Source organism: Comamonas antarctica (assembly GCF_013363755.1).
In the GTDB taxonomy this organism is placed as follows: domain Bacteria; phylum Pseudomonadota; class Gammaproteobacteria; order Burkholderiales; family Burkholderiaceae_C; genus Comamonas; species Comamonas antarctica.
Window position 1 is genome coordinate 4029750 of sequence record NZ_CP054840.1, and the last position, 22622, is coordinate 4052371.

The 22622-nt window shown below is 68.2% G+C and carries 22 protein-coding genes; 16 read left to right on the plus strand and 6 right to left on the minus strand.

The window, feature by feature from the left end; translation table 11 throughout:
* Window positions 1-19 precede the first annotated feature (19 nt).
* From HUK68_RS18760 to HUK68_RS18780, 5 genes are all read left to right on the plus strand, one after another.
* Window positions 20-1678: an acyl-CoA dehydrogenase family protein gene (locus HUK68_RS18760; protein ID WP_175505567.1), complete on the plus strand. Its 1659-nt coding sequence runs from the start codon at window positions 20-22 to the stop codon at window positions 1676-1678.
* Between the two features lie 128 nt (window positions 1679-1806).
* Complete coding sequence (locus HUK68_RS18765) at window positions 1807-3381, plus strand: acyl-CoA dehydrogenase family protein (RefSeq protein ID WP_175505568.1); 1575 nt, start codon at window positions 1807-1809, stop codon at window positions 3379-3381.
* Window positions 3382-3443: 62 nt separating this feature from the next.
* The gene (locus HUK68_RS18770) at window positions 3444-4643 is read left to right on the plus strand and encodes a threonine ammonia-lyase (RefSeq protein WP_175505569.1); all 1200 of its coding nucleotides are present in this window, start codon (window positions 3444-3446) and stop codon (window positions 4641-4643) included.
* Between the two features lie 116 nt (window positions 4644-4759).
* Entirely contained in the window at window positions 4760-4906 is a 147-nt protein-coding gene (locus HUK68_RS18775; protein ID WP_175505570.1) for a hypothetical protein, read from the plus strand.
* Window positions 4907-5202: 296 nt separating this feature from the next.
* Window positions 5203-7068 (plus strand): phosphoenolpyruvate carboxykinase (GTP), encoded by a 1866-nt coding sequence (locus tag HUK68_RS18780; protein ID WP_175505571.1) that lies wholly within the window; start codon window positions 5203-5205, stop codon window positions 7066-7068.
* Window positions 7069-7358: 290 nt separating this feature from the next.
* Here the strand turns inward: HUK68_RS18780 and HUK68_RS18785 are convergent, their stop codons facing one another.
* The gene (locus HUK68_RS18785; RefSeq protein WP_244146208.1) at window positions 7359-7736 is read right to left on the minus strand and encodes a hypothetical protein; all 378 of its coding nucleotides are present in this window, start codon (window positions 7734-7736) and stop codon (window positions 7359-7361) included.
* 72 nt (window positions 7737-7808) lie between these two features.
* Here HUK68_RS18785 and HUK68_RS18790 point away from each other — a divergent pair, with 72 nt between their 5' ends.
* Window positions 7809-8771, plus strand: a complete 963-nt coding sequence (locus HUK68_RS18790) for a LysR family transcriptional regulator (protein WP_175505572.1) — start codon at window positions 7809-7811, stop codon at window positions 8769-8771.
* Window positions 8772-8835: 64 nt separating this feature from the next.
* On the opposite strand, the gene HUK68_RS18795 is transcribed toward HUK68_RS18790, so the two are convergent.
* Entirely contained in the window at window positions 8836-9738 is a 903-nt protein-coding gene (locus HUK68_RS18795; RefSeq protein ID WP_175505573.1) for a LysR family transcriptional regulator, read from the minus strand.
* A 131-nt stretch (window positions 9739-9869) separates the two neighbouring features.
* On the opposite strand from HUK68_RS18795, the gene atzD reads away from it, so the two are divergent.
* The 8 genes from atzD (at window position 9870) to HUK68_RS18835 (ending at window position 15792) form a co-directional block, all read left to right on the plus strand.
* Window positions 9870-10961, plus strand: a complete 1092-nt coding sequence (gene atzD, locus HUK68_RS18800) for a cyanuric acid amidohydrolase (RefSeq protein WP_175505574.1) — start codon at window positions 9870-9872, stop codon at window positions 10959-10961.
* A gap of 23 nt (window positions 10962-10984) precedes the next feature.
* Window positions 10985-11197 (plus strand): DUF4089 domain-containing protein, encoded by a 213-nt coding sequence (locus HUK68_RS18805; RefSeq protein ID WP_175505575.1) that lies wholly within the window; start codon window positions 10985-10987, stop codon window positions 11195-11197.
* Window positions 11194-12567, plus strand: a complete 1374-nt coding sequence (locus HUK68_RS18810; protein WP_175505576.1) for an AtzE family amidohydrolase — start codon at window positions 11194-11196, stop codon at window positions 12565-12567. The genes HUK68_RS18805 and HUK68_RS18810 overlap by 4 nt, the downstream gene beginning before the upstream one ends.
* An 8-nt stretch (window positions 12568-12575) precedes the next feature.
* Window positions 12576-12962 (plus strand): oxalurate catabolism protein HpxZ, encoded by a 387-nt coding sequence (gene hpxZ, locus HUK68_RS18815; protein WP_175505577.1) that lies wholly within the window; start codon window positions 12576-12578, stop codon window positions 12960-12962.
* Between the two features lie 77 nt (window positions 12963-13039).
* A complete protein-coding gene (locus HUK68_RS18820; protein ID WP_175505578.1) occupies window positions 13040-13894 on the plus strand; it encodes a metallophosphoesterase in 855 nt (284 codons plus the stop codon).
* 123 nt (window positions 13895-14017) lie between these two features.
* Window positions 14018-14440, plus strand: a complete 423-nt coding sequence (locus HUK68_RS18825) for a universal stress protein (protein ID WP_175505579.1) — start codon at window positions 14018-14020, stop codon at window positions 14438-14440.
* Between the two features lie 118 nt (window positions 14441-14558).
* Window positions 14559-15272: a 3'-5' exonuclease gene (locus HUK68_RS18830; protein WP_175505580.1), complete on the plus strand. Its 714-nt coding sequence runs from the start codon at window positions 14559-14561 to the stop codon at window positions 15270-15272.
* 13 nt (window positions 15273-15285) lie between these two features.
* Window positions 15286-15792, plus strand: coding sequence for a flavin reductase family protein (locus tag HUK68_RS18835; protein ID WP_175505581.1), 507 nt, complete (start codon window positions 15286-15288; stop codon window positions 15790-15792).
* A gap of 284 nt (window positions 15793-16076) precedes the next feature.
* Here the strand turns inward: HUK68_RS18835 and minE are convergent, their stop codons facing one another.
* The 4 genes from minE to HUK68_RS18855 all read right to left on the minus strand — a co-directional run bounded on the left by minE (window position 16077) and on the right by HUK68_RS18855 (window position 20295).
* Window positions 16077-16340: a cell division topological specificity factor MinE gene (gene minE / locus HUK68_RS18840; RefSeq protein WP_175505582.1), complete on the minus strand. Its 264-nt coding sequence runs from the start codon at window positions 16338-16340 to the stop codon at window positions 16077-16079.
* A 3-nt stretch (window positions 16341-16343) separates the two neighbouring features.
* A complete protein-coding gene (gene minD, locus HUK68_RS18845; RefSeq protein WP_175505583.1) occupies window positions 16344-17159 on the minus strand; it encodes a septum site-determining protein MinD in 816 nt (271 codons plus the stop codon).
* Window positions 17160-17225: 66 nt separating this feature from the next.
* Complete coding sequence (gene minC / locus HUK68_RS18850; protein ID WP_175505584.1) at window positions 17226-17987, minus strand: septum site-determining protein MinC; 762 nt, start codon at window positions 17985-17987, stop codon at window positions 17226-17228.
* A 193-nt stretch (window positions 17988-18180) separates the two neighbouring features.
* On the minus strand, window positions 18181-20295 hold the full coding sequence (locus HUK68_RS18855) for an acetoacetate--CoA ligase (protein ID WP_175505585.1): 2115 nt from the start codon (window positions 20293-20295) through the stop codon (window positions 18181-18183).
* 175 nt (window positions 20296-20470) lie between these two features.
* On the opposite strand from HUK68_RS18855, the gene HUK68_RS18860 reads away from it, so the two are divergent.
* Together HUK68_RS18860 and HUK68_RS18865 are read left to right on the plus strand one after the other, a co-directional pair.
* Window positions 20471-21760 (plus strand): solute carrier family 23 protein, encoded by a 1290-nt coding sequence (locus HUK68_RS18860; protein ID WP_175505586.1) that lies wholly within the window; start codon window positions 20471-20473, stop codon window positions 21758-21760.
* A gap of 93 nt (window positions 21761-21853) precedes the next feature.
* Entirely contained in the window at window positions 21854-22612 is a 759-nt protein-coding gene (locus tag HUK68_RS18865) for an OBAP family protein (RefSeq protein WP_175505587.1), read from the plus strand.
* Window positions 22613-22622 lie beyond the last annotated feature (10 nt).

A 22622-nucleotide genomic window follows, 5' to 3' on the forward strand; every position in this document is an offset into this window, starting at 1 on the left:
CAGCCAGGAGAGCCTCGCCATGCATGCCTTTGCCACCCATGAAATCAGCAACCAGTTCGATGAACGCACCGACTTCGACCTGCTTGCCACCGATGCCGCGCTGAACGAGGCGCTCACGCGCGCCGGCGCCGACTGGTGCCGGCCGCAGCTGTCGCAGCAGGCGCGGCTGCTGGGCGGCGCCGGCACCTGGAAACTCGCCGCGCAGGCCAACCGGCACACGCCCGAGCTGCAGCGCTACGACGCGCGCGGCCGGCGCATCGACGAAGTCGAATTCCACCCCAGCTGGCATGCCTTGCAGGCGCTGTTTCGCAGCCAGGGCCTGGCCAGCCTGCCCTTGCGCGATCCGCGCCCCGGCCGCTGGAGCGCGTGGGCCGCGGGCTTTTATCTGCATGGCCAGGTCGAACAGGGCAGCCTGTGCCCGGGCACGATGACCATGGCCAGCATCCCGGTGCTGCAAAAGGAGCCCGCGCTGTGGCAGGCGCTGCAGCCCGGGCTTTACAGCGACGCCTATGACCCGCGCGACCTGCCGCTGGCGCAAAAGCCGTCGCTCTGGATCGGCATGGGCATGACCGAGAAACAGGGCGGCTCCGACGTGCGCAGCAACACCTCGTGGGCCACGCCCCTGGGCAGCGGCGGGCGCGGCGGCGAATACCTGCTGCGCGGCCACAAATGGTTTCTCTCGGCGCCTATGTCCGATGCGCATCTGGTGGTCGCGCGGCTTGGCGAGCAAGGCCCGCCCGCCTGCTTCTTCGTGCCGCGCTGGCGCCCCGACGGCAGCCGCAACGGCGTGCGCCTGCAGCGCCTCAAGGACAAGCTGGGCAACCGCAGCAATGCCAGCAGCGAAGCCGAATTCGAGGATGCGTGGGGCGTGCTGGTGGGCGAGGAAGGGCGCGGCATCGCGACGATCCTGGAAATGGCCGGCTACACCCGCCTTAACTGCGTGCTGGGCAGCGCCGCCATGCTGCGCTCGGCAAGCGTGCAGGCGCTGGCCTATGCGCGCCGGCGCATGGCGTTCGGCCAGCCGCTGGCCGCGCACCCGCTGATGCGGGCCGTGCTGGCCGACCTGGCGCTGGAGAGCGAAGCCGCGCTGGCGCTGTCCATGCGCCTGGCGCAGGCCTATGAAAGCGACGACACGCCCCAGCAGCGCGCCTGGAAGCGCATCATGACGCCGGCCGCGAAGTTCTGGGTCTGCAAGCGCGCCGTGGAACTGATGGGCGAAGCCATGGAAGTCTTTGGCGGCAACGGCTATGTCGACGACAGCCTCGCGGCCCGGCTGCTGCGCGAGGCGCCGGTGAATTCGATCTGGGAAGGCTCGGGCAACGTGATGTGCCTGGACGTGCTGCGCGCCATCGCGCGCGATCCCGAGCCGGCACGCGCGCTGCTGCACGAGCTGCTGGCGCTGGCCGAGGGCGACCCGTTGCTGCGCGCGGCGGCGCACACGCTGGCGCAGCAACTCCAGTTGCCGCCCGCCCAGCTCGAAGGCCAGGGCCGGCTGCTGGTGCAGCGCCTGGTGCTGCTGGCCCAGGCCGGCCTGCTGCGCCACACCGCGCCCCAGGCCGTGGCCGATGCCTTCATTGCCACGCGCCTGGGCGCGCAGGCCACGGGCTGGGTCGTGGGCACGCTCGATCCCGGCCGCCATGATGTGGCGGCGATCCTGCAGCGCGCCTTCCCCGACTGAAGCGCAAGGCCGCGTCCGACGACCGGCGAAGCTCTCCGACAACACGGCCGGCGCTGGATGCGGATACTGCAGGCATGCGGGTTGCCGATCCAGGATGGCCCGCGCCATACCGCGCTCAGGAGACAACCATGTCCACTGCCTTGCATCCGGAACCGCCGTCGATTGGCCACGACGCCCCCCTGGACGAAGCGCTGCGGCGCGCCGATGCGGCCGATGCGCGCGCCGTGCTCGACGCCTATGCAAGCCAGCTGGCGCGGACCCAGCCGCCCGCTGACGCCACGCAGGACGATCCGGCATGGCTTGCGCAGCGCGCGCTGGGCCGGCGCCAGGGGCTGGTGGCGCAGGCGCTGACGCAGCAGACGCCGGGGCGCTGGAGCCTCTGGGCCGCGGGCATCTATCTGCACAGCCAGCTGGCGCCCGACAGCGTCGATCCGCTGCTGCTGACTTCGGGCGCGCTGGCCGTGCTGCGCAAGGAGCCGGCGCTCTGGGCGCGTCTAGGCCCGCTGCTGTGCAGCCCCGAAGATGACGCGCGCGACCTGCCGATCGCGCAGAAAAGCGCGCTCTGGATGGGCCTCGATGCCAGTGTCGTGCAGACCTCGCAGGCGCTGCAGCCGACTTTCCAGCAGCTGCAGGCCATGCCCGTCGGCATGGGACTGTGGGGTCAGCAATTCCGGCTCAGCGGCCGCACGCCCGGGCTCGCGTCCGCGGACAGCGATGCGCACCTGCTGTGCGCCCAGACCGCACAGGGCCTGAGCTGCTTTTTCGTGCCGCGCTGGCGCGAAGACGGGCAACGCAACGGCGTCGAGGTCCATCCGCAGCACAATGCGCTCGGCACCATGGCCGCGGCCCGGCTGCAGCTCGATGCCGCCAGCGGCTATCTGCTGGGCGAGGAAGGCCAGGGCCAGGCCAGCCTGCGCGCCGCGCAAGCCATCGTGCGGCTCGGCCATACGCTGGCCAGCTGCGCACTGCTGCGCCAGGCGCTGGTGCAATCGCTGACGCAGGCCCGCAGCCTGACCGATCTCGCCAACCAGCCTTTGCTGGGCAGCGTGCTGGTCGACATGGCACTGGAAAGCGAGGCCGCGCTGATGCTGTCGATGCGCCTGGCCCAGGCCTACGAGCGCTGCGAGGATTCCAAGGAAGACCATCTGCCCGTGGTCGATCGCGCGCTGCAGCAGGTCATGGCGCCCGCCGCGCAGTTCTGGATCGGCCGGCGCGCGATGGAAATCACCGCCGAGACCATGGAGTGGGCCGGCTCCCAGGGCGCGCTCGACACCCCGCAGGGACGCACCCTGGCGCGGCTGTTTCTCGCGGCGCCGGCCCAGGGCCGCGGCGAAGGCATGGGCAATGCACTGTGCCTGCAGGCGCTGCAGGCACTGGACCGCCAGCGGCCCATGGCAAGACAGCTGTTCGAGGCGCTGGAAACCATAGCCAGCGGCGACGCGCGCATCGTCGCCCAGCTGCATTCACTGCGCGCGATGCTGGCCCAGCCGCCCGCCGAACAGCAGGCCATGGCGCGCATGCTGGTGCACCGGCTGGTGCTCACCGTGCAGGCCTGCCTGCTGCACCGCGATGCGCCACCGGCCGTATCCCAGGCCTTCATCCAGTCGCGCCTGGGCCATGGCGGCGGCGGCCGGGTGCTGGGCGCATTGGATACGCGGCAGATGGATGTGGCGCAATTGCTGCAGCGCGCCTTGCCGGCCTGAATTGCCAGCGCGCCAGAACCTGCATGCCGCGTCCAGGTTTTCAACTCTGGACACAATGGCCCATGATCAGCCTTCACGACATCGAGCAAGCCGCCGGGCGCCTGCGCGGCCACATCCTCGAGACCCCTTGCGTGGAATCACGCACGCTGTCGCAGATCGTCGGCGCGCAGGTATTTCTCAAGTTCGAGAACCTGCAGTTCACGGCCTCGTTCAAGGAGCGCGGCGCCTGCAACAAGCTGGCCCAGCTCACGCCCGAGGAGCGCGCGCGCGGCGTCATTGCGATGAGCGCGGGCAACCATGCGCAAGGCGTGGCCTACCATGCGCAGCGCCTGGGCGTGCGCGCGGTCATCGTGATGCCGCGCTTCACGCCCGACGTCAAGGTCGAGCGCACGCGCGGCTTCGGCGCCGAGGTCGTGCTGCATGGCGACACGCTGGACGAAGCCCGCGCCCATGCGCGTGAAATGGCGCAATCCCAGGGCCTGGTGTTCGTGCACCCTTACGACGACGAAGCCGTGGCCGCGGGCCAGGGCACGCTGGCGCTGGAGATGCTCAAGACCCAGCCCGACCTGGAGATGCTGGTGATCGCCATTGGCGGCGGCGGGCTGATTGCCGGCGTGGCCACGGCGGCCAAGGCCCTCAAGCCAGGCATCGAGATCATTGGCGTGCAGACCCAGCGCTTTCCCTCGATGCTCAATGCCATCCAGGGCAGCGACCTGCCCATGGGCCAGTCGACGATTGCCGAGGGCATTGCCGTGGCCACGCCCGGCCAGCTGACCCAGGGCGTGGTGCGCGAACTGGTCGACGACCTGCTGCTGGTCGACGAGGGCGACATCGAGCAAGCCGTGCTGATGCTGCTCGAGATCGAGAAGACCCTGGTCGAAGGCGCGGGCGCGGCGGGCCTGGCGGCCATGCTGCGCCATGGCGCGCGCTTCGCGGGCAGGAAGGTCGGGCTGGTGCTGTCGGGCGGCAACATCGACCCGCTGCTGCTGGCGGCCATCATCGAGCGCGGCATGGTGCGCTCGGGCCGGCTGGCACGCATCCGCGTGAGCGCGCGCGACGTGCCCGGCGTGCTGGCGCGCATCACCGCCACCGTGGCCGATGCCGGCGCCAACATCGAGGAGGTGCATCACCAGCGCGCATTCACGCTGCTGGCCGCGCAGAACGTCGAGATCGAATGCGTGCTGCAGACGCGCAACCAGCCGCATGTGGAACAGGTGCTCGAGCGCCTGCGCGCGCAGGGCATGGAGGCGCAGCGCGCCTGAGCGCAGGCCGCCTGCCGCAGGAACGCCTGCCGCAGGGCTAACCCCATGCCGTTATCCCCAGTCGCTGCTTAAAATAAAGGCATTGCCGACCTCTTGAACCACGGGAGCCTGATCTCATGACCCATCCTGCACCGCCCAACGCGGCCGACGAACCCACCGTCGACTCCACCGAAGCCGTCGTCCCGTACATTCCGTTCGTGCTGCCGCTGGTCGGCGGTGTACTGATGTTCCTGCTGGCGTTCATTGCCGTCTATCTGGCCTGAAACCGCCGCTGCGCCACTTCCCAAGCCCCGGTCACGGGGCTTTTTTTCGCCCATTTTTTATGCATTCATGCATCGTATAGCGCATATATTGATACTTATATTGCATAGATTTTTGACTTATGGATGACACAAAAATGCGGCATCTCCCTAAAATTGCGGATCCTGCTGGGTTACAGCCGGGTTACGAACTCGCCCGGCATGACCTTACGAGCTTGAAAAAACCTGTTTTCTCAAAGGCTGCCGCGGTGCAGCACTGCCTTTGAAAAAACGTTTTTTCAATTAGAAAGCTCCTCGTGATGAACGCTCCTGCACTGCAAGGCCTGACCATTCAGGCTCCTTCCTATGTCAAGAACGCCCGGCTGATTGCCTGGGTCGCCGAAATGGCCGCGCTGTGCAAGCCGGCCAGCATCCACTGGTGCGATGGCTCGCAGCAGGAGTACGACGCGCTGTGCGAGCAGCTCGTCGCCGCCGGCACCTTCAAGCCGCTGAACCCCGCCAAGCGCCCCGGCAGCTTCCTCGCCTGGTCCGACCCGTCCGACGTGGCGCGCGTCGAAGACCGCACCTACATCTGCAGCCAGAACCAGGCCGATGCCGGCCCGACCAACAACTGGATGGCGCCAAATGAGATGCGCGCCACGCTGCAGCCGCTGTTCGACGGCTGCATGGCCGGCCGCACGATGTATGTCGTTCCGTTCTCGATGGGCCCGCTGGGCTCGCCCATCGCCCATGTCGGCGTGGAACTCTCCGACAGCGCCTATGTCGCCGTCAACATGAAGATCATGACGCGCATGGGCAAGGACGTGTACGACGTCATCGGCACCGATGGCGACTTCGTGCCCTGCATGCACACCGTCGGCGCCCCCCTGGCCGCAGGCGAGAAGGACACCACCAGCTGGCCCTGCAACAAGACCAAGTACATCGTCCACTACCCCGAAACGCGCGAGATCTGGTCGTACGGCTCGGGCTACGGCGGCAACGCGCTGCTGGGCAAGAAGTGCTTCGCGCTGCGCATTGCCTCGACCATGGGCCGCGACCAGGGCTGGCTGGCCGAACACATGCTGATCCTGGGCGTGGCCAAGCCCGACGGCACCAAGTACCACGTCGCTGCCGCCTTCCCCTCGGCCTGCGGCAAGACCAACTTCTCGATGCTGGTGCCGCCCGCGGCCTTCGACGGCTGGAAGGTCACGACCATCGGCGACGACATCGCCTGGATCAAGCCCCAGGCCGACGGCTCGCTGCGCGCCATCAACCCCGAAGCCGGCTACTTCGGCGTGGCTCCGGGCACCAACTACCACACCAACCCGAACTGCATGGCCAGCCTCGACAAGAACGTGATCTTCACGAACGTCGCGCTGACCGATGACGGCGACGTCTGGTGGGAAGGCATGGAAAAGGACACCGGCAGCCTGCCCGACCATCTGATCGACTGGCAAGGCAAGGACTGGACCCCGCAGATCGCGCGCGAGACCGGCGCCAAGGCGGCCCACCCCAACGCCCGCTTCACCGTGGCCGCGACCAACAATCCCGCGCTGGACCCCGCCTGGGACGATCCGGCCGGCGTGAAGATCGACGCCTTCCTGTTCGGCGGCCGCCGCTCGACCACCGTGCCGCTGGTCACCGAAGCCCGCACCTGGACCGAAGGCGTCTACATGGCCGCGACCATGGGCTCGGAAACCACCGCTGCGGCCTTCGGCGCCCAGGGCGTGGTGCGCCGCGACCCGTTCGCGATGCTGCCCTTCATGGGCTACAACATGAGCCAGTACTTCCAGCACTGGCTCGACATCGGCGCCAAGCTCGAAGCCACGGGCGCCACGCTGCCCCACCTGTACACGACCAACTGGTTCCGCAAGGACGAAGCCGGCAAGTTCGTCTGGCCCGGCTACGGCGAGAACATGCGCGTGCTGAAGTGGATGATCGACCGCATCGAAGGCAAGGTCCAGGGTGTGGACAACATGCTGGGCGTGAGCCCGGCCTACGGCGAAATCAACTGGAACGGCCTGGATTTCAACGCCAGCCAGTTCGACACCGTGACGCGCATCGACAAGGACGCCTGGCAAGCCGAACTGCAACTGCACGACGCGCTGTTCACCCAGCTCGCCGACAAGCTGCCCCAGGAACTGCTGGCCACCCGCGCCAACCTGGAACAGCGCCTGGCGGACTGATCCTCGCGTGATGGAGCGGGCCTGCCCGCTTCTCCCATCCCAAGCCCTGCTGTGCAGGGCTTTTTTGCGTGAATCGGGACGAGCGGATAGAAACCGTTCGTGGTGAGCCTGCCTCGCCGGCCGCGTCGAACCATCAACGGCCCGTGCCAGAGATCAGACCGCGGGTGCCATCCTTAGACGGGCCCGCCCAGGCAAGCTCCGGACGAGCAGGCGAACAACAAAAAAGCCGCGGCCTTCTGGGCAGCGGCTTTTTCTTTGGAGGCGGCAGCGCCCCCGACCCGGACGACGCCTTAGCGGTCCTGGCGTTGCATCGCACGGCTCAGATCGGCCATGATACGAGCGTCTTGCAATGCGGCGTTCCAGGTGCGCTCGTCTTCGGCGGCCTGCTTGCGGCTTTGCACCCAGTCGCGGTGGCCGGCGCGCACCATCACGGCAGCGCGGCGTGCGGCGGCCGCCAGCATGCGCAGTCCAGCCCGCAGACCGGCACCCATAGGCAGGCGCTGCGAGCCTGTCAGATCGGCGGCAGTGGCTTGCAGGAACTCGGCGGCACGCTGCATGCGCACGACGCCGTTGTGTTCAAAGGAAGGGCTGGAATTTACGGAACTGTTCATGATGGAAACCTCGTTACAGACGCTTGTGGCGAAATTGCCGGGCAATGCAGCAATCATAGGGTTTACCCCATGTAACTTCAAATTTATCTTTTGAATTAATATCATTCATATGAGTGATGTATTGGCGCCATGACACCGCACGGCTTTCACCAGCTTGACCTCAATCTATTGCGCGTCTTTGACGAAGTCATGGCCGAGCGCAGCCTCACGCGCGCCGCGCACAAGCTGGCCATCACCCAGCCTGCGGTCAGCAATGCCATGCGGCGCCTGCGCGAAGCGCTCGATGACGAGTTGCTGGTACGCCACGGCCAGGGCGTGCAGCCCACGCCCCGGGCGCTGGCGCTGTGGCCCGCGGTGCGCGGCGCGCTGGCCCAGTTGCAGCAGACGCTGGCGCCTGATCCGTTTGATCCGGCCACGGCCAACCACACCTTCGTGCTGGCCATGGCCGATGCCACGGCCTCGACGCTGATCCCTGCGCTCCACACCATCCTGGAGCGCGAAGCGCCAGGCATCTCGCTGCGCGTGCTGCCGCTGACCACGCGCGATCCGCGCCAGCTGCTCGAAGACGGCGAGGCCGACATTGCCGTGGGCTACTTTCCCGCGGTGCTGGCCGACCTGACGGCACGCGAGCAGTCGGGCGATGTCGTCGGCTTTGAAAGCCGCCGCCTGTATGCCAGCGCTTACATCTGCGTGATGCGCGAGGGCCATCCCCTGGCCCATGTACCGCTCACGCTCGACAACTACTGCGCCGCACGGCATATGCTGGTGAGCTTTTCCGGGCGCTCGTTCGGCTTCATCGACGAAGCCCTGGCCTCGCTGGGCCGCAAGCGCCAGGTGGTGCTCACGGTGAACCAGTTCTTCACCGCCGGGCGCGTGGTGGTGCAGTCCGACCTGCTCACCATCCTGCCGCGGCACTTCGTGCCCGTGACCGGCATGGCCGGGTCGCTGGCGCTGCGCGAGCTGCCGTTCCATGTGCCGCCGGTGCATGTCGATGCGCTGTGGCGCCACCGCGGCCCGCAGGCCAATGCCGGCAACTGGCTGCTGCAGGCGCTGTTCCGTTCCGCCCAGACCACTTTTCCCAGCGCGCCATGAAGCACAGCAATGCCGCGGCGGCATCGGCCTCACGCTGGTGCACACCCTGCACCAGCTTGGCCCTTCACTCCCCGTCCTGGTTCGCGTCCCGCAGCTGGCCGGCGACAAACTCGGCGAATGCCGCCGCAGCCACCGGCAGCACGCGCTCGCGCAGCGCCACCAGCACCAGCCGCCCGGCCGGCAGGCGGCGTTCGTCGATAGGGATGGCGACCACACCCGCCGAGGGCCCGGCCCCGATCTCGATCTGAAAGCTCACGCCGCCGGTTTCACGCGCATAGCCGCGCATCATTTCATAGGAGTTGGAGACCAGCGGCGGATGCGGCTGCGCCGCGGATTGCCCGAACCAGTCCTCCAGCACGCTGCGGCCTGAAAGGCTGCTGTCCGGCAGGGCAATGGGGTAATCGAGGCAGTCCTTGAGGCGTACGCTGGCGCGCCCGGCCAGCGGATGGTCCGGCGCGACCATCGCGCAGGTGCGCTGGCGCGCCTGCGCCAGCACCGCGAGGCCGCGCAGTTCCGGTGGATTGAAGATCAGGCCGAGGTCCGCCTCGAAATCGGTGACGGCGGCAACGGCGCGTTCGCGGTCGTGCACCTTGACGTCGAAGGCAATGCCCGGCCTGAGGGCCTGGAACGCGTGAATGGCGCGGGGCAGGAAGGCCGGCGCCAGCGCCTGGCTCGCGGCCAGCGTGACCTGGCCGCGGCGCACGCCGCCCAGGTCTTCGATCTGCGAGCGCACCTGCTCCAGATCGGCCTGGCGCCGGCGCGCATAGCCGAGGAACAGTTCCCCGGCCGCCGTCAGGCGCACGCCGCGCGGCAGCCGCTCGAAAAGCGGCGTGCCCAGTTCCTCTTCGAGGTCCTGGACACGGCGGTTGACGGCGGAGGACGCGACATGCAGCTTCTCGGCGGCGGCACGGATGGAGCCGCTGCGGGCGACGGCGTCGATGTAATGCAGAAAGCGCAGGTGTTGCATGCCTTTGCCATTGCAAGACCGATGCCAGAACGGCAGCGCACAGCGCGCGAAAAGGCCTCGGTCGAGAGCGCTCGATGGCATGCCGCTTGCGTGCCGGCATGGGCATACCTGTCCCAGAAAGACCCCCGCCTATGCACCACATCGACGTCATCCGCATTCCCAGCCGCAGCCCGGGCGATACCTCCGGCCTCGAAGCACTGATCGCCTCGGGCCGGGTTGCCGCGCACGACATCGTGGCGGTGATGGGCAAGACCGAGGGCAACGGCTGCGTCAACGATTACACGCGCGAATACGCCACCAGCATGCTCGCGGCCTGCCTGGGCCGGCACCTCGACATGGCGCCTGCCGCGGTGGAAAAGCGCGTGGCCTTCGTCATGTCGGGCGGCACCGAAGGCGTGTTGTCGCCGCACCATACCGTGTTCACACGGCGCCCGGCGCAAGGGACGCCCGCTGTCGGCGCCAAGCGGCTGACCCTGGGCATTGCGTTCACGCGCGACTTCCTGCCCGAGGAAATCGGCCGCCGGGCCCAGATCGAGGAAACCGCCGCGGCCGTGCAGCAGGCGATGCGCGATGCGGGCATCGCCAGCAGCGAAGACCTGCACTTCGTTCAGGTGAAGTGCCCGCTGCTGACGCCGGGCAGGATTGCCGCGGCGCGCGCGCGGGGCTGCGAGCCGGTCACGGCCGACACCTATGAATCGATGGGCTACTCGCGCGGCGCCTCCGCGCTGGGCATCGCGCTGGCGACCGGAGAAGCGGCCTTGCCGGACCTGGCCGACGCCGCCGTGCTGCACGACTGGAGCCTGTGCTCGGGCGTGGCTTCGGTGTCGGCCGGGATCGAGGTGGAGCACAACGTGGTCATCGCCCTCGGCATGAGCGCCGAGGCCACGAGCGAGCTGGCCATCGCCCATGAAGTGATGAACGACGCCATCGATGCGGCCGCCGTGCGGCGCACGCTCGAGACCCTGGGCCTGCACGGCGCCGAAGGACTGGAGCGGATCGTCAACGTCTTTTGCAAGGCGGAGGCCAGCCCCGACGGGCAGGTGCGCGGCATGCGCCACACCATGCTGGGCGACTCGGACATCCACTCGACCCGGCATGCGCGCGCCGTGACCGGCGCCGTCGTCGCCTCGGTGGTCGGCCACGGCATGGTCTACGTCTCGGGCGGTGCCGAGCACCAGGGTCCGGCCGGTGGCGGCCCGGTGGCCGTGATCGCGCGCGCCTGAGGCATCAACAAGGGGACACAGACATGGAAGAACAGGACATCCTCGCCTACGTCAAGGCCGGCGCGCCGGCGCTGGGCTTGCAGCTGGACGCGCAACGCGCGGCGGCAGTCGCCCAGCACTTCGGCCGCACCCTGGCCCTGGCGCGGCTGCTGGAACAGGCGCCTCTCGCGCCCGAACTGGAGCTGGCCGAGATCTACCGCGCCGCGCCGTTTCCCGGCGCAGAGGTGAGTGCATGAACTCGGCAACGCTACTGCGCGCGATCGCCCGCGGCGAGCGCAGCGCCCGCGAGATCTGCGACGAGGCCCTGGCGTGCATCGAGGCCAGCGACGGCGCCGTCAATGCATTCACCGCAGTCACCGCGCAGCGCGCGCGCGCCGAGGCCGATGCGGTGGATGCACGCCGCGCGCGCGGCGAGACGCTGCCGCCGCTCGCCGGCCTGCCCTACGCCGTCAAGAACCTGTTCGACATCGAAGGCCTCACGACCCTGGCGGGGTCGCGCATCAACCAGGAACTGCCTGCGGCCCATGAGGACGCAGTGCTGGTGCAACGCCTGCGGGCCGCCGGCGCGGTGCTGGTCGGCGCGCTCAACATGGACGAATACGCGTATGGTTTCACGACCGAGAACACGCACTACGGCGCCACCCGCAACCCGCACGACAGCGCGCGCATCGCGGGCGGCTCGTCGGGCGGTTCGGGCGCGGCGGTCGCAGCGCGCCAGGTACCGCTGACGCTGGGCTCCGACACCAACGGCTCGATCCGCGTGCCCGCATCGCTGTGCGGCACCTGGGGGCTCAAGCCCACCTTCGGCCGGCTGTCGCGGCGCGGCACCTATCCGTTCGTGCACAGCCTGGACCATCTCGGCCCGCTGGCAGACGGCGTGCACAGCCTGGCGCTGGCCTACGACGCGCTGCAGGGCCCCGACCCGCTGGACCCGGGCTGCCAGGCGCTGCGCGTGCAGGCCGCGGCGCCCGCGCTGCAGCAAGGCATTGGCGGCTTGCGCATCGGTGTGCTGGGCGGATATTTCCGCGAACACGCCGGCGCCCCGGCGCGCGCCGCCGTGGATCTTGCCGCACGCACGCTGGGCGCGCGGGGCGAGGTGCTGTGGCCGGATGCGGCGCTCGCGCGTGCCGCCGCCTTCATCGTCACCGCCAGCGAAGGCGGCAGCCTGCATCTGCATGACCTGCGCCAGCGCCCCCAGGATTTCGAGCCGCTGTCGGTGGACCGCTTCATCGCGGGCCTGCTGCAGCCCGCCGACTGGTATCTGCGCGCGCAGCGCTTTCGCCGCGTGTACCGAGACCAGGTCAACGCGCTGTTCCAGGACTGGGATCTGCTGCTGGCTCCGGCCACGCCGGTCAGCGCGCCCGAGATCGGCAGCGAATGGATAGAGATCAACGGCAGCCGCCACCCCTGCCGCCCGGCCATGGGCCTGCTCACGCAGCCGATCTCGTTTGCCGGCTGCCCGGTGGTCGCGGCGCCGCTGTGGCCCGAAGGCACGGGCGGCATGCCGATCGGCGTGCAACTCATCGCCGCGCCGTGGAACGAAGCGCTTTGCCTGCGCGCCGCGCGCATGCTGGAAGAAGCGGGCACGGCCCGCATGGAGCCATGATGGAACAGATGCAGATCAATCTTCCCGAAGTCCTGGCCGAGGTGACGGCCGCGTTCGAGCGCTACGAGCAGGCGCTGACGTCCAACGACGTGGCGGTGCTCGACGCGCTGTTCTGGCGCAGCCCGCACACGCTGCGCTATGGCGCGACCGAAAACCTCTATGGCCATGAAGCCATCGCCGGTTTCCGTGCGGCGCGGCCGGCGCACGGGCTGGCGCGGCAGCTGCTGCGCACCGTCATCACCACCTATGGAACGGACTGCGCCACGGCCAACGTCGAGTTCCGCCGCAGCGGCAGCGACCGCACCGGGCGCCAGAGCCAGACCTGGCTGCGCACGCCCGAAGGCTGGCGGGTGGTCGCGGCGCATGTGAGCCTGCTGGCGCCGCCGGCCGCCTGAGAGCCGGCGCGGCGGTTTGTTGGTAACCTGCGGATGTTCGGCGCACCATGCCGAAGCTCCCAGCCCACGACGCCGCAATGAAAATCCAACTGCTTTCCGACCTGCACCTCGAAGCCGATCCGCATTTCCAGGCCGAACCCGCGCCCGGCGCCGAGGTGCTGGTGCTGGCCGGCGACATCGGCTCCTATCAGCAAGGCGGCCAGCTCACCGAGCCGGATTTCGGCCTGGCGCGCTTCTCGCCGCTGCCGCAGTACGCCGGCTGGCCCTGCCCGGTGCTGTTCGTGCCCGGCAACCACGAGTACGACATGCAGGACTTCGACGCCGCGCATGCGCGCCTGCGCGCGGCCTGCGACCGGCTGGGCCTGATCTGGCTCGAGCGCGAAACCGCGGTGCTGAACGGCGTGCGCTTTGTCGGCACCACGCTCTGGACCGATTACGACGCGATTGCGCTGCAGGACCGCAAGGTGCAGGCCGGCGACCTGGGCGCGCTGCTGCGCCTGCGCGAAAAGGCGTTCCGCGCGGCCAATTTCTATCTGCGCAAGACCGGCGGCACGCGCCATGGCGAAGCCTTCCTGGCCGAGCCGATGCGCGAACAGGCATTGCTGTGCCAGCAGTGGCTGCAGCGGGCGCTGGACCAGCCATTCGACGGCCCGACGGTGGCCGTGACCCACTTTGCGCCCAGCCTGCGCAGCGCCGACCCACGCTACGGCCTGGTGCCGGGCACGGCGGGCTTCTGCAATGCGCTGGACGACTGGTTCGCCAAGGCACAGCTGTGGCTGCACGGCCATCTGCATGCGCCCAGCGACTACACCGTGCGTGGCGAAAATGCCGATGGAACGCCCTGGCAATGCCGCGTCGTGGCCAACCCGCTGGGCTATGCGCGCAAGAACGAACAGGCTTATTTCCAGCCCCGCGCCTGCATCGACTTATGATGGACCTGCCGCCTGCGATCCGCGCCAGGCGGCTTGCCGGCTGCGGTCCCCAAAAACATGACCTATATCAAGACGCGCAACTTCCGCTGGCACTAATCTGATCACGAACATCAGGAGGACACCATGAAGATATTGCTTGCTGTCGACGGCAGCGCCTATACCCGCAAGATGCTCGACTACCTGGCCTCGCATCCCGAGTTGCTGGCGCGCACGCATGAATACACGGCCGTGACGGTGCAAAGCGCATTGCCCCCGCGCGCGCGCAGCGCGCTGGGCAAGGACGTGGTCGACCAGTACTACGCCGAGGAATCGGACAAGGTCCTGGCGCCGGTGTGCGAATTCCTCGCCCAGCATGGCGTGCAGGCCAAGGGCGTGGGCAAGGTGGGCCCGGCGGGCGAAACCATTGCCAAGCTCGCCGAAGACGGCCAGTTCGACCTGCTGGTCATGGGCACGCACGGCCATGGCGCGCTGGGCAAGCTGGTGATGGGCTCGGTCAGCACCCAGGTGCTGGCCCACAGCACGGTTCCGGTGCTGCTGGTACGCTGAGCACGACGCGCTGATTCGCGGACCGGACCCCGGGCCCTGATTCACGGGCCGCAGGCATTGCCTGCGGCCTTTTTTGATGGCCGCGCCGGCATTTGGGCGCCATGGGACAATTCTTCCCATGTCTTCCGCCATTGCCGTCATTGACTTTGAAACCACGGGCATGACGCCCGGCCAGGGCGCGCGCGCCACCGAAGTGGCCATCGTGCTGCTCGAGGCCGGCCAGGTCGTGGACCGGTTCCAGAGCCTGATGCGCACCGGGGCCTACATCCCCTCCTTCATCACCCGGCTCACGGGCATCACCAACCAGATGGTCGCCGGCGCGCCAGATGCCGAGGACGTGATGCGCGATGCCGCGCGCTTTGTCGGCGCCGCGCCCATGGTGGCGCACAACGCCGCCTTCGACCGCAAGTTCTGGGAGGCCGAGCTGGCCCACGCCGGCCTGCCCGCGCCGCAGCCGTTTGCCTGCACCGTGCTGCTGTCGCGGCGGCTCTACCCCGAAGCGCCCAGCCACAAGCTGGGCAACATCGTCGACCATCTGGGCCTGCCGCGTGCGGGCCGCGCCCACCGGGCGCTGGCCGATGCCGAGATGGCGGCCAGCCTGCTGGCGCGCATGCAAAGCGACCTGCGGCTGCGCTGGGGCCTGGGCCAGACCGGGCATGAGCTGCTGTCGACGCTGCAGCGCTGCCCCAAGGGCCAGATGCCGCGCCTGCTGGCCCAGCAGGCGGCGCAGTTTCCGCTGACCCGCGACCTGTTCGAACGCGAATCCGGTGTTCTTCCCCCGCACCCCGTGGTTGATCAGGCTGGTCCCATAATAGGCCCCTCCTTGCCGTGACCGCTCTGTGCCCGTGAACTCGCCCCTACCCCACTCCGCCGTGGCCCAGCCACCTGCCTTTTCCTCGCCCGACTTCCGCAAGGCACTGGGCCAGTTCGCGACCGGCGTGACCATCGTGACCGCGCTCAATGCCCAGCACGAGCCGGTGGGCGTCACGGTGAGTTCCTTCAATTCGGTATCGCTGCACCCGCCGCTGGTGCTGTGGAGCATGGCCAACAGCGCCGCGTCGCTGCCGGTGTTCATGGCCTGCACGCACTATGCGGTGCATGTGCTGGGCGCGGAGCAAAAGGATTTGGCGCTGCAGTTCGCGAGCAAGGGCATCGACCGCTGGGCCGGCGTGGTGCACGCGCCCGGCCACAGCGGCGTGCCGCTGCTCGCGGGCGCGGTGGCCCACTTCGAATGCTTCAACCGCAGCCGCTACCAGGAAGGCGACCACGTGATCTTCATCGGTGAGGTCGAGCATTGCAGCCACCGCAATGAGGCCGCGCCCTTGATCTATCACGATGGGCGCATGAAATAGCCCCCCACGCTTGCCCACTTCGTGTGGCTGCGCTGCCCCCCCATGGGGGGCGCGTTTCGCCTTGGGGGGGCCGGCCATCCGGCGGCCCGGCGGCGAAACCTTGCGCGGTCTTCAATCGCCCTGCGCCAGGCTCAGTGCGAACGGGGTTTGCCAAGCTCGATGCGAACGGCCTTTAGACAGACGGCCCTTTTCCCACCGTTCGTCCTGAGCTTGGCGCAGGGCATCCTGTCGAAGGATGAACGGCCCATCTCGGAACAGCGCCCCCGTTCCCAAGCTTTTAGGCGCTACTTGACGGCTTCCGGCAGCTCGATCTTCACCTCGAGCACTTCCAGGTTGTCCTGGCGCTCGAGCTGCACCTTGATGTCGTTCGGGTGGATCGACACGTACTTGGAGATCACCGCCATCAGCTCGCGCTGCAGCTCGGGCAGGTAATCGTGCTGGCTGCGGCCGCCGCCGACGCGTTCGTGCGCCAGGATGATCTGCAGGCGCTCCTTGGCGACCGAAGCCGATTTCTTTTTTTCGCCCAGTAGAAAAGACAGCATCGACATCTTTTACCTCCCCCCGAAGATGCGTTTGAAGAAACCCGGCTTTTGCACATCGATGAAGCGCATGGGCTTTTCCTCGCCCAGGAAGCGGTCGATCACATCCTTGTAGGCCTCGGACACATCGGTATTCGCCATGTGCACCGCCGGAATGCCCTGGTTGGATGCCTGCAGCACGGTCTCGGATTCGGGAATCACGCCGATCAGCTGGATGCGCAGGATGTCCTGGATGTCCTCGAGCGACAGCATCTGGCCGTCCTCGACGCGGTTCGGGTTGTAGCGCGTGATCAGCAGGTGTTCCTTGATCGGCTCGCCGCCCGCGATCGCGCGCTGGGTCTTGGAGCTGAGCATGCCCAGGATGCGGTCGGAGTCGCGCACCGAGGAGACCTCGGGGTTGGTCACCACCAGCGCCTCGTCGGCGAAGTGCATGGCCATCAGCGCACCGCTCTCGATGCCCGCCGGCGAATCGCAGACGATGTAGTCGAAGCCCATCTCGCCCAGGTCCTTGAGGATCTTCTCGACGCCGTCCTGGGTCAGCGCGTCCTTGTCGCGCGTCTGCGAGGCGGCCAGCACGAACAGGTTGTCGCACTGCTTGTCCTTGATCAGCGCCTGGTGCAGGTTGGCTTCACCCTGGATCACATTGATCAGGTCATACACCACGCGGCGTTCGCAACCCATGATCAGGTCGAGATTGCGCAGGCCGACGTCGAAGTCGATGACGGCGGTCTTGTGGCCCCGCAGGGCGAGGCCGGAGGCAAAGCTGGCACTGGTGGTGGTCTTTCCCACACCACCTTTGCCGGAGGTCACGACGACGATTTTGGCCATGTTTGCACTGTTCCTTAAAGACGAAGCTTAACCAGGGCGAAGACCAGGCTCCGCCCTACGCACGCATTACACAGGCTCGACGATGATCTTTTCACCGTCCAGCCGAACCTGGGCCGGCTTGCCGACCACCTCGGGAGGAAGCTCCGTCTCGGTGGTGCGGTACATGCCGGCAATGGATAGCAACTGCGGCTCCATGCAGGTGCTGAAGATGCGCGCCGAGGTATTGCCACGCGCACCCGCGATGGCGCGGCCGCGCAGCGGCGCATAGACATGCACGTTGCCGTCCGCAATAACCTCCGCACCATAACTGACCACGGCGAGAACCACCAGATCGGTTCCCCGCGCATAGACCTGCTGGCCGGAGCGCAGCGGCTTGTCGATGACCATCGCGCCGGCCATCGGCGCCGGCACTTCGCGCACCACCTCGACCTCGACTTCGCGGATCACCTCGTGCACGACTTCGTGCACCTCGACCGCCGGCGCGGCGCGCGCGGCCTGCGCATCGGGCGCCGAGCACAGGCCCGCGGCCAACGCATCCTGGGTCTGCGCCGCGCTGCCGCCGCGCACCGCCACGGGCTGGGTGTGGTGCGAGCGCAGCAACGCGATCAGCGCCGGGAAATCAATCGGTTGTTCGGCGTCCTTGACCTGCGACAGGTCGATCAGCACCGGGTCGTTGTCGAAGAAGTCGGGATCGTCGGCCAGGCGCTGTGCGAGATCGGCCGCGACCAGTGGAACGTCGGTGTCCTTGAGCGCGACGGCCACGACGTGCAACTGGGCACTCTTGAGATCGAAACTGGAGCGGGCGGCGCCCGTCGGATCAGCGGCCATGTATCGGTGTGCGGTAGAAAGGACGGAGACCAGGCACGGGGCCTGGTAGGGGACGAGGCCAAAGTGTACCCCGCTGCCAACGACCGCAACCCGCCTGTGACCGCAGAGATACAAGTCATGACATCTAGGGACCCTCTGCACAAATCCCTGCGGCCGTTGGCAGCACGGCTCGGGCGGTTTATGCAGAGGATCCCTAGGCGGAGGCCGCCTCCGCCGCGGCCACCTGGCGCATCTGTGCCAGCGCCTCGTACCAGGCCAGGCAGCCGGGGTTGGCCATGGTGTCCTTGTTCACCACCTGCGCCAGCGGCTTGCCCAGCAGCAGCTGCTTGATCGGCAGCTCCTGCTTCTTGCCGCTGAGCGTGCGCGGCACCTCGGCCACCTCGAAGATCTCGTCGGGCACGAAGCGCGGCGAGACGCCGCTGCGGATCGCGCCGTTGATGCGCGCGCGCAGCGCCGCATCGAGTTCCACGCCCGGGCGCAGCACGACGAACAGCGGCATGTAGCTGTCGCGGCCCAGGTATTCGAGGTCGACCACCAGGCTGTCGAGCACTTCGGGCAGGGCTTCGACCGCGCGGTAGATCTCGCTGGTGCCCATGCGCAGGCCGTGGCGGTTGATGGTCGCGTCGCTGCGGCCGTAGATCACGCAGCCGCCTTCGGGCGTGACGCGGATCCAGTCGCCATGGCGCCAGACCGCGCCGGCCTCGGGCCCGGTGTCGCCGCCGCCGGGCCGGCGGCCCTGGCCCGGCGCGAAATGCTCGAAATAGCTTGCGCGGTAGCGCCGGCCATCGGTGTCGCCCCAGAAATACAGCGGCATCGACGGGATGGGCTGGCTGCAGACCAGTTCGCCGACCTCGTCGATGACCGGCCGGCCCTGGTCGTCCCAGGCCTCGACGGCCGCGCCCAGCTGGCGGCACTGCATGACGCCCGGCACCTGCGGCAGCTCGCGGTGGCCGCCCAGGAAGGCGCCGCAGAAATCGGTGCCGCCGGAGATGTTGTTCCACCAGATGTCCTCATCGGAGGGCAGCCCGGGCCGGCCCTGCGCCTCGGCCTGCGCGCGCAGCGCGCGGAACTGGTCGGTGCCCCACTGCTGCACCTCGGCCGACAGCGGCGAGCCGGTCGAGCCCAGCGCGCGCACGCGCGACAGGTCGCCGCAGGCCGACAAGTCCACGCCGGCCTTCATGCAGTTCGCATAGAACGCCGCGCCCGAGCCAAAGCAGGTCACGCCGGTCTCGGCCGCAAAGCGCCACAGCACGCCCCAGTCGGGCTGCTCCTTGCTGCCGCCGGGGCTGCCATCGAAGATCACGCAGGTCGTGCCGCCGAGCAGGCCCGACACCTGGGCATTCCACATCACCCAGCCGGTCGAGCTGTACCAGTGGAAGCGCTCGCCCCAGCTGTTGGGGTCCCAGCTGCAGCCGACATCGTTGTGCAGGCCCTTGAGCTGCATGGCCACCAGCACCATGCCGCCATGGCCGTGCACGATGGGCTTGGGCAGGCCGGTGGTGCCGCTCGAATAGACGATCCACAGCGGATGGTCGAAGGGCAGCCACAGCGGCTCGAAGGCGGCGGTGGCCGCATCGTCGCGCGCCGTGATCCGGCCCCAGTGCGCGCAGTCGGCGCGATCGAGCGCCAGGTCCAGGTTGTTGACCAGGATCACCTGCTGCAGGCTGGGCAGTTGCGCGCGCAGCTCGGCCAGCACCGTCTGGCGGTCGAGGTCGCGGCCCGCGTAGTGCACGCCGTCGACGGCAATCAGCACCTTGGGCTCGATCTGGCGGAAGCGGTCGAGCACCGCCTGCGTGCCCATGTCGGGCGCGCAGATGCTCCAGACCGCGCCAATGCTGGCGCAGGCCAGCAGCGCCACCATGGCCTCGGGAATATTCGGCAGGTAGGCGGCCACGCGGTCGCCGGGCTGCACTCCCTGGTCGCGCAGATGCAGCGCCAGCGCCGCGACCTGGCGGCGCAGTTCGGGCCAGCTCAGTTCGCGGTGCAGGCCCTGCTCGTTGCGGCTGATGACGGCCGGCATGCCGGCAGCGGCCGCGGCTTCGGTATGGCGCAGCACCTGCTGCGTGTAATTGACCTGCGCGCCCGGAAACCACTCGGCGCCCGGCATCACGTTGCGCGCCAGCACCGCGGTGTGCGGCGTGGGCGACTGCAGGTCGCAGTAGTCCCAGATGCTCTGCCAGAAGGTGTCGAGTTCGGTGACCGACCAGCGCCAGAGCGCGTCGTAGTCGGCAAAGCGCAGGCCATGGCGTTCGGCCAGCCAGTCTTGGTAGCGGCGGATCTGGGGAAGGTAGGCGGGAAGTTTGGACATAGTTCCACGACGTTAGCCCGCACGGCGCGCAGGCGTTTCAGGGTTAGCCCGCAAACTGCTGCCTCGGCGACAGGGGGGAACGGGCGTCAACCACCAACAACGGTCTGCGAATCTGTCCACCACCGCACGCCGAATATCTCTAACATCGCGCCAGTTTTTTCAGGAGAGATAAGCGATGGGAATATTCCACTGGACCGAAAAGTCCCCCGATGTGCTGCATTCCGGGGGCGTGATCGGCCCCGATGAGCGCCTGCCCTGGCCGCAGACCGGCCTGATGGGCATCCAGCACGTGATTGCGATGTTCGGCTCGACCGTGCTGGCTCCCATCCTGATGGGCTTCGACCCCAACCTGGCGGTGCTGATGAGCGGCATCGGCACGCTGATCTTCTTCCTGATCACCGGCGGCAAGGTGCCCAGCTACCTGGGCTCGTCGTTTGCGTTCATCGGCGTGGTGATTGCCGCCACGGGCTATGCGGGCCAGGGCGCGAACGCCAACATCGGCGTGGCGCTGGGCGGCATCATTGCCTGCGGCGCGGTCTACACGCTGATCGGCGTGCTGGTGCAATGGCTGGGCACGGGCTGGATCGAGCGCTTCATGCCGCCGGTCGTGACCGGCGCCGTGGTCGCGGTCATCGGCCTGAACCTGGCCGCCATTCCGATCAAGAACATGGCGGCGAGCAACTTCGACAGCTGGATGCAGGCCCTGACCTTCACCACCGTCGGCCTGGTCGCGGTGCTCACGCGCGGCATGCTGCAGCGCCTGCTGATCCTGGTCGGCCTGATCGTCGCGAGCATCTTCTACGCGCTGCTGACCAACGTTGCCGGCCTGGGCAAGCCCATCGACCTGTCGGGCGTGGCCAACGCCGCCTGGCTGGGTCTGCCGCAGTTCCACGCGCCGGTGTTCAGCGGCCCCGCAATGCTGCTGATCGTGCCCGTGGTCATCATCCTGGTGGCCGAGAACCTGGGCCACATCAAGGCCGTCACGGCCATGACCGGCAAGAACATCGACCAGTACATGGGCCGCGCGTTCATCGGCGATGGCGTGGCGACCATGGTCAGTGGCGCGGGCGGCGGCACGGGCGTGACCACCTATGCCGAGAACATCGGCGTGATGGCCGCGACGCGCATCTACTCGACGGCGGTGTTCCTGTGCGCGGCGCTGCTGGCCGTGCTGCTGGGCTTCAGCCCCAAGTTCGGCGCGCTGATCCAGGCGATTCCGCTGCCGGTGATGGGCGGCGTGTCGATCGTGGTGTTCGGCCTGATTGCCGTGGCCGGCGCCAACATCTGGGTGCGCAACCAGGTCGACTTCTCGCAGAACAAGAACCTGATCGTGGCCGCGATCACGCTGATCCTGGGCACGGGCGAATTCACGCTCAAGTTCGGCGACTTCGCGCTGGGCGGCATCGGTACCGCGACCTTTGGCGCGATCATCCTGTACGCGCTGCTCGACCGCAAGCCGCGCTGACCGAACCCGGCCGCCCAGGGATTGGCGGCCCGCTCCTACACCGCCGCCGGCGCAGCAGCGTAGGCTGCAGGATTTCACTTCCGGTGGAATACCATGCATCTGCGAACCACTGCCCTGGTGTGGGCCGCGGCCGCCGCGCTGGCCGGCTGCGGCGAGAACAACACCGCCTCGAATGTGACGGCGCCCGGCGCGCCCGAGTCCGCCAAGACCAAGGTGCTCGATGCCGGCGCCGCGGCGCTGCAGAACAAGCCGCCGATCGAGGCCCTCAATGCCTATCTCAACGGCTTTCACTTCTACAACGGCCGGCCCGAAGTGCAGATGCAGGCCCACCACTACTGCGCCATCGTCAACGAGGACGTGACGCAGTGCGTGATCTACGACGGCAACCAGAAGGACGCGAAGATCATGGGCGTCGAGTACATCGTCAGTGCCAAGCTCTTCGCCACGCTGCCCGCGGCCGAGAAGGCGCTGTGGCACAGCCATGTGCATGAGGTGAAGTCGGGCCAACTGGTCGCGCCCGGCATTCCCGACATCGCCGAGAAGGCGCTGATGAAGAAGCTGGTCGGCACCTATGGCAAGACCTGGCATACCTGGCATACCGATCTCGGCAAGCCCTTGCCGCTGGGCGTGCCGCAGCTGATGATGGGCTTCACCGCCGACGGCCAGAACGACCCGCAGATGGTGGCCGCGCGCGACCGCAGCCTCGGCATCGACAGCGCCGCCAAGCGCCGCGAGCGCGAAGACATCCCCGCGCCCGCGATCGATCCGGGCGCCGACGCCTGGCAAAAAGGCCAGGTCGTGCAGATCGACGATCCCACCGGCCACCCGCATGCGGCGCCGGGCGCGCAGTGACCACTTGCAT